This is a genomic window from Lishizhenia sp. (genome assembly GCF_057456495.1).
Genome location: NZ_JBVCPV010000159.1, coordinates 1 through 7,257, shown reverse-complemented (window position 1 = coordinate 7,257; position 7,257 = coordinate 1). Strand labels below are relative to the sequence as shown.

At 36.1% G+C, this 7,257-nt stretch carries 3 protein-coding genes; all 3 read right to left on the bottom strand.

Annotation, left to right across the window (positions count from 1 at the left end):
* Window positions 1-2,572: fibronectin type III domain-containing protein (locus tag AC22ZQ_RS11140; RefSeq protein WP_318958847.1), on the bottom strand; the 2,572-nt coding region annotated here is incomplete at its 3' end.
* Between the two features lie 56 nt (window positions 2,573-2,628).
* Complete coding sequence (locus tag AC22ZQ_RS11135; RefSeq protein ID WP_318958846.1) at window positions 2,629-3,582, bottom strand: hypothetical protein; 954 nt, start codon at window positions 3,580-3,582, stop codon at window positions 2,629-2,631.
* A gap of 147 nt (window positions 3,583-3,729) precedes the next feature.
* Window positions 3,730-6,966 carry a GEVED domain-containing protein gene (locus tag AC22ZQ_RS11130; protein ID WP_318958845.1) on the bottom strand — a complete coding sequence of 1,079 codons (3,237 nt, stop codon included), beginning with the start codon at window positions 6,964-6,966 and terminating at the stop codon, window positions 3,730-3,732.
* Window positions 6,967-7,257: the final 291 nt, after the last annotated feature.

Sequence of the window (7,257 nt, the reverse complement as noted above, 5' to 3'; positions counted from 1 at the left end):
TGCCTAAAGGTGTTCCCCAATACTTATAATCCCAAAAAGAAAATGTGGAAGTAAATACTGTACTATCTGAAAGTACACCCTGTGCTTCTTCCCAACACGAGGGCCAAGTAGAAGAGAAATACTCTGTATAAGGCAAAGGTTCAACCCCACAAGGCGTTTTAAAAAAGAGACTGCCTTGCCACATACTTACATCACTACTAGAACATACATTTCTTACATAGACATGATAATTTGTATTTGGACTCAGTCCTGAAACATGAACTGAATCTATAGTAGAGTAAACAACATTACTTACATTGGGTTGCGATCCAGCATTAACGATGGATACCTCGTACCCTTGAACAGGTAAAATATGATTAACTAATACATCTACACTATTACCTTGAATATTTGCTAAAGAAAAATTACTAGGAGCAGAACAAGAGGGAACTTGACCTAGATAAAAGTTTTCAACAAAGATCTTCATTCCACCATCTTTGTTTTTCGAGGACACATAAAACCCAATTTTAATTTTTCCCGTGTAGGCAGATAGATCATACATCTGGTAAAAATCGGATAAATTAGGCCGGTTTGAAAACGTATAGATTTCGAGTGCATTATTAATGTCCCATGTTATTCCATTATCTGTAGAGATTACAATAGCAACAGTATCATCAATTCCCCATCCATAATACTGATTGATGTTGTAGTCCACATTTCTAATTTTGCACTTTAAATAATCTCCATTGCCTGATAATGAAATACTCGGCGAAATTAGCCAATCATTAACAGCAAAATATCTAAGATCCATACTGGAGCTTAAAACATTCATATCCCAGTTGGAAGATTTCGCAATCATTTGAGTTGAATCTGTTAGTATGCCTATGCCAGTGGTCCAGCAATCATTACTGAAAGTATAATTTACAGTATCGCTAGGACATTCTGTATGAACTGGTAATGCTCCATACCACGGACTATTTATACTACCACATTTCGTTCTGATATAAATATCGTAAGTTTCATCGGGTAATAGATTGGTAATTTGTAGTTCCTTGTTACTTATTATTGTATCCTGACCAGTACCAATTGAAAAACCATCCAAACCATATGCTACCTCCCATTGATTTGAAATTGTATCCTCCCATTCTAAAAAGATATTCTTGTCATCAGCATATTTAACATGTAGACGATTTGGACGTTTACAGCTAGGTATTTGTTCTATTCTGAAATTGTCTATCCCAATAATACTATAACTATTTGCTATAGTATTAATATTATAAAAACCGAACTTAACAGGACCGTTGGTGCTCGGTATAGGAATACTTACATTTTCGTAACTATCCGCTGGTAAATGATTAATACTCCATTGAGCCAGTACATTACTTTTGTCCCAGGTCTCTCCATTGTCATATGAAATAACAAAGTTTAAGGTATCATCCTCTGCCCATGCAGACGAGTAGTATTTTCCATCCCAAACATATTCATTTTTTAAATCGAAATTCACTTGCATATTAGAACCCGAAACTTGTATACTTGGAGAAACAATCCACTCTCTAAAATTGGTTTGATATTGATTAAATCCAGTTTGTCCTCCAACCAAATATATACCCGTTTGATTGATAAACTCTAACCTCGAATTCGTATCCAATCTTCCCTTTCGGTAATGCCAACATGATGCATTACCATCAAAATCTTCTAAAAATGGGGTAGGCTGTGTGGCGCATTCTGTAATAAAATAAACGGGACCAACCCAAGCACTTGTATCACCAACGCCACAAACATTTCTGATATAACTCTCATAACGCGTAGCTGAAGTAAGACCTAAAATTAAAGCCGAATCTATTGAACTTGTCAAAACAGTACCCGAACCAGAATTCATAAAATTAACCAATCCGTATTTGATTTGGTAATCTCCAGAACTTATAGGGTCTTCCCAAGTCAGAAATAAATCTGTTTGAGTTATGTCAACAGGACTTACATTTTTGGGCTTTGGACAGCTTTGATTAATACCTAGAAGGGTTAATTGTAATAATTTATCAACCTTCGAGTTCGGACCTTGTAAAGACAAATCTATATCTCCATTAACACTCCAAGTACGACGAGTTGCTCCATTTCTGTAACTCCAATAAAAACCTTCATGATAATCACCATAATATTTCCCATTCCCCTTTTCTTTTATTCCAACAACCAAATTGCTATTACCTGAATAACTATACGGTACAGGAAAATCTATTTGTATATAATCTGTACCCCAAACTTTGGTTATCTGGACACTCGTGTCACTTACTAATTCCAAGAGTGACGTGTCTATTAATCCTATATTCTGAAAGTTATTAGAACTAGTTTCTCCTAGATATACCTCAAAATCATCGTTTCCACCTAAATAAAAACCTTCACTTACATACAATTTTATTCCTGTAATATTGCCTGCCCCTTTAATTTCATCTTTGTGATAAATAGACTGGAAATAATTACTTTCCATACCAATTTCAAATGGAAAATCATAAGAATGATTGACTGAGCTCGTTAAGTCAATTTGAGTATATGCAATGCTACAACTCAAAATCAAAGCGATTAAAATAAGTAGTTTCATAAGGGTGATTTTATCTAGGGCAAAAATACAGAAAGTATCAAAAAACAAGTTAATTATCACTTATTAAATGTCAGTATATAAACAGCATTAAGCTGTGAAACACTGTTCTCTAAAGTTTCTTTTCGCTGTATTTGTGAAGGCAAACCTAAACTATCATAGAAAAACAAATAACTCTCTTCACTCACAAAATCATAGGCTATGAAAAGACTGTCCTTAATCTCTACCAATAAATTATTTGCATAAGTAAAAGATTTTTTATGTTCTATTTCACCCTCATTACTTTTATGAAAAAGTAATACACCGCTATTACTATAAATATTACGTTGCAAGGTATCACCACTTGCTTCAACCCCATAACAACAGAGCATTTGAGGACTCTTTAAACTTCCAGTAACGCTATAAACAGATTTATTTAGACTATCCCTTAGATAGTTTAATTGCTGCATGGATCCATTCACGCATAAAACTTCCGACTTTCTTCCCTTGTATATGTAAGTGCTATCAATATCGTCCATCGGTTCCAAGTAAGCATCTGTGATATTTTCTAGAAGAGGATCATAGAAATGTCGCTTTTTATATTTGCTAAACACTTTTTGCCTCACTTCCACCCTACCACAAGGATCAGTTTTCCCCATTTTAAATTCTTTGCTCGAGATTAAAATATCATCATAAAACTCTTGCTTATGCATGGAACGTAATCCCCCCTCTCGGTTGAAATTAAACCTTACTCTTCGCTTGGGTAATGCAACAGTATAGTCAACACCCTTTTCAAAGTCTTCCGCTAAAAACTCCTTTATTTCGATGTGCTTAATACCTAAACTATCAATATATTTCTCGGACCACCAGTAGGGTAAGTTAGTATTCTCAAAATCCATATCTAAACCATAAGTATTGGTAAACACACCTTTGTAATCTACCTTCAAATTTAAAGGCGCAATATCTTGCTTATCCTCCACAATTTCTGTGGTGCAAGCACTTAAAAACAATACAAAAAGTAGGGCGTATTTCATTCTAGGTTGAAGATACGCAGAATTCCCCTATTTTAAAATTAAGGCTGAATTATCGGTCCAATATTTATTAATAGATCTTCTTGAGATAGCAAACGAAAAAGGCACCCTAATCATTAGGATGCCTCTCTGGTTTATCTTACAAATGATTTATTGGACCACTAACCTTTCAACCGTGGTATACTCCCCTTTTTTTATTTCTATGAAATAAATACTCGGACGTAGTTCTTGTACATCTATTACCACCATTTCATTCACTGGTATTTCAATGAAATCATCTTGCAGACTACTGCCTTTAGTATCATATATTCTATAACTCGTTTTTTCTGTTGAACCTAAAACCCTTAGATTTATTTTCCCCTGTGTTGGATTTGGAAAAAGTTCAACCTCTATTGAGGCAGATACATTAATTGTAGATGCATTACAATCATAAGAGGGATCAACGATTAAGAGTACCGTTGCGGTATCACTAGGACATACTGTTCCTTGAACCACATAATAATAATTGTATTGACCAGGAATATTGCCGGAAAGATTACTATAGTTCACAACCTCATTCCATTGGAAATCATACCAGGTTCCCCCTAGGTTAATCGTTTGTCCGTCAAACGCTGTAAATAAATTAACCGGACAATTTTTATAGGTATGAATGGCTGTACCCACTCCTGCTTGAGGTAGTTCTTCCATCTGAACGAATACAGAAATGGTATCGGAAGCACAACCTAAATTCGATATATAACCTAATGGTACTTGTCCTCCCGTAATATTATTTAGTATCAAGTGACTTCCTATTATATCGCTACTTATCTCTAAACTATCTGAGAACCATACTCCTTCTTCGTTTGGATATTGAGTCAATAAATTATTTAAATCCGTGCTTATTGCTGACATACAAATCCCCGGATTATTCACAAACTGAATATCATCTAAATCATCCGGGTCTGTTAACCTCAAAGAGAATTCTCCTCCTTGGGCAGTATTATCGTCATCAGAATACATCATGAAATACGTATTTCCCGGTATTAATCCACATACCACCCAATCAAAAGAAACAAGGTTGGTATCAAACATCGAATTATCATTGGCACTGATCAATGTAAATGCATTAGAATTATTTACATCCGTTGTACTAAATATTGCCGCTTTATTGGCCACATTCATGGGCTGACCAAAAGATTTATTCAAATGATCTATCCCCGTTGCATCTATAATTACGCTTCCTGATGCCGGTGCAACAAAGTTAAACCAAGCAACATTATTCGCATTTCCATTCAGCCATCCTGTTTGTGTATTACCTGTAGATATTGTACTACTGAGTGTGTTATTGATTGCAGCTGTAGCAATGTTCTGATTCGTATAACTCAGAGCCACACCATTTACACTTACAGAAGTGGATGTTGACGGCGTTGAATTGATGGGTGCATTGGCAGGTATGGGTGTTGGATAGCATGTCCAATCGCTAGAATCTACATATACACCTTGGTTATAACAGTAACGGTGTGCACATACCTCCAACATCATTGAAGTATTTAGGTTATTATCAACTATTGAGTCTATGGATAATGGCGTTTGAAAAACGGAACTGTACTGAGTGTAATTTGTACTTCCAACATACTTATAATCTATCCAATAATTAAAACTATAGTTAGTGTTGGTATTATCCAAAGCTACAATCAAGGTATCATAATGTACATCAGCATCTATAATGTTTGGAGCTGTACACGATGCAAATTCAAATGAATCGATGAGTACCGGACCTTGTGCTGCAAACCCACAATTCGTATGAAAATAAACATCATAAGTAGTTCCTGGTAATAAACCGTTGATACCAGCAACGAATTCAATTTGATTGGTTCCGTTAACAGTAGTAACTGTACCCGTACCAGGAGTAAATCCTGAAGGACCGTATTCCACCGTCACACTGGAGTTGGTATTCGTCCAAGAATACTCAATGAAGCTTTCACTTAAATCCAGACGCGCTAAGTTCAAAATAGGATCACAAATTGTTGGTTGTAGGTATACACAACTATTTCCTTGTAAATAACTCGCATCATTCATAGAAATATCCAAATTCTGAATAGGACCTCGAACACCTATCTCCGCATCTTTCCCATAATCATACAAGGGATTAGAGAAATTTACGTCATCATAGATGAAATAACAATTGCCCGTACTCTCCTCCAAGACAATTTCAAAGTTGATTCTGTCCGCATTATTTTGCGTTGTAGAAATAAAACCTCTGTCTTTCCACTGCACAATAAATTTTCTATTTGGAGTCGTTCCCTGCGTAAAAGAATATACACCATCAGTTAAAACACCATTTGTATAAGCAGATAAGGCCTGATTAAAGACGAATAATCCATTTTGTGTAGAAGAAGCTATATCTGTGCCAATCGTTCCTGTTTGCGTACCTAAAATAAGTGCTCCATCATGACCTACAGTTACGTTATTTATGAGCTGCCCCTGGAATTCGAAACCAAAGGGTAAGGTTAATCCAGTGGTCTGACCATTGGTTAAGTTTAAATTTGTTCCAATTGAACTTATGTCAATAAAACTTGGACATTGCCCTGGAACATTATTGATGTACAAAGGTAAATTAGAAGTTGCCGCAATTATACAGGAGGAGGCTGAGGTATCTCCTGGAGCACATATTGCGCGCACACAAATTTCATAAGTAGAATTTGGAGTTAGACCAACCAAGGTACCACTCGCAGTTAAAATGGTCATCGTACTTCCCGTTCCCTGCTGAAAACCCAATGGGCCATACTCTACAATAAATTCTGTAGCTTGACCGCTTATAAAGCTAAATCCTATAGAATTTGCGGTAATACCATAACTGGTCAAATTTGAAATGGGACTACATACTCCACCGTTGATGATAACACTAAAATCTAAAATGTTTCCTATGGCAATATTTTGGTTACCATCTAAAGGTGCAATACCTCCTTTCTCTAGCATTATTCGCATTTTTACCAAGCCATTCACGGCAGTACTCGGAATCGTAAAAACATAATTATCACTACCCGCAACACTCACGTTATTTACTAAAATGGATTCATTGGATTCAAAAACACCGTTATCATTATAATCTATCCATGCTTCCAAGATACTATTATAAAATGTACCATTACACGTTGCTAAACTTACATCTAAAGAGTAAGTAGAGCCGGCTTGTACCTGCGCGGTCAAATTGCTATAATTTCCAAAACTACTTGTACTCGTGCAGTTCTGACTCAAAGCGATGGAGTTGGATGTTGCATTATTCAATTGAACACTATCCACATAGATAGCACTGTGTACTTGTGCTTGCGGAATTGAATAATTCTGACTATAAGCAATGCCAAAACACACGATCACGAATAGTAAGGAAATGTAAATATTTCTCATAATGGTGGGGTTATTTAACACCATGAACGAAATATATAATGTTTACGTTGGTCAGCTACTTTATTTATTAGAGCATAAGGCTGTTCCCCTCCTTCACATCCGGGTCGCGTCAAACGTTCTACTCCGTTGTTTGCCGCTTAGTGGTCTATGGTCAAACACAAAGTTTCGTAAAGTCACTTTCTGTTTTCGCTATTCCACACAGCTGCATCCAACCGGGGTGCCACTCCTACCGCTAACAGATGACTGTAAGAGTATGAATATGTAAAGCTAATAGGTACAGAGTTTCGATCT

Coding starts and splice junctions, on each gene's coding strand:
- AC22ZQ_RS11135 (WP_318958846.1), bottom strand. CDS start 3,582: ATGAAATACGCCCTACTTTTTGTATTGTTTTTAAGTGCTTGCACCACA.
- AC22ZQ_RS11130 (WP_318958845.1), bottom strand. CDS start 6,966: ATGAGAAATATTTACATTTCCTTACTATTCGTGATCGTGTGTTTTGGC.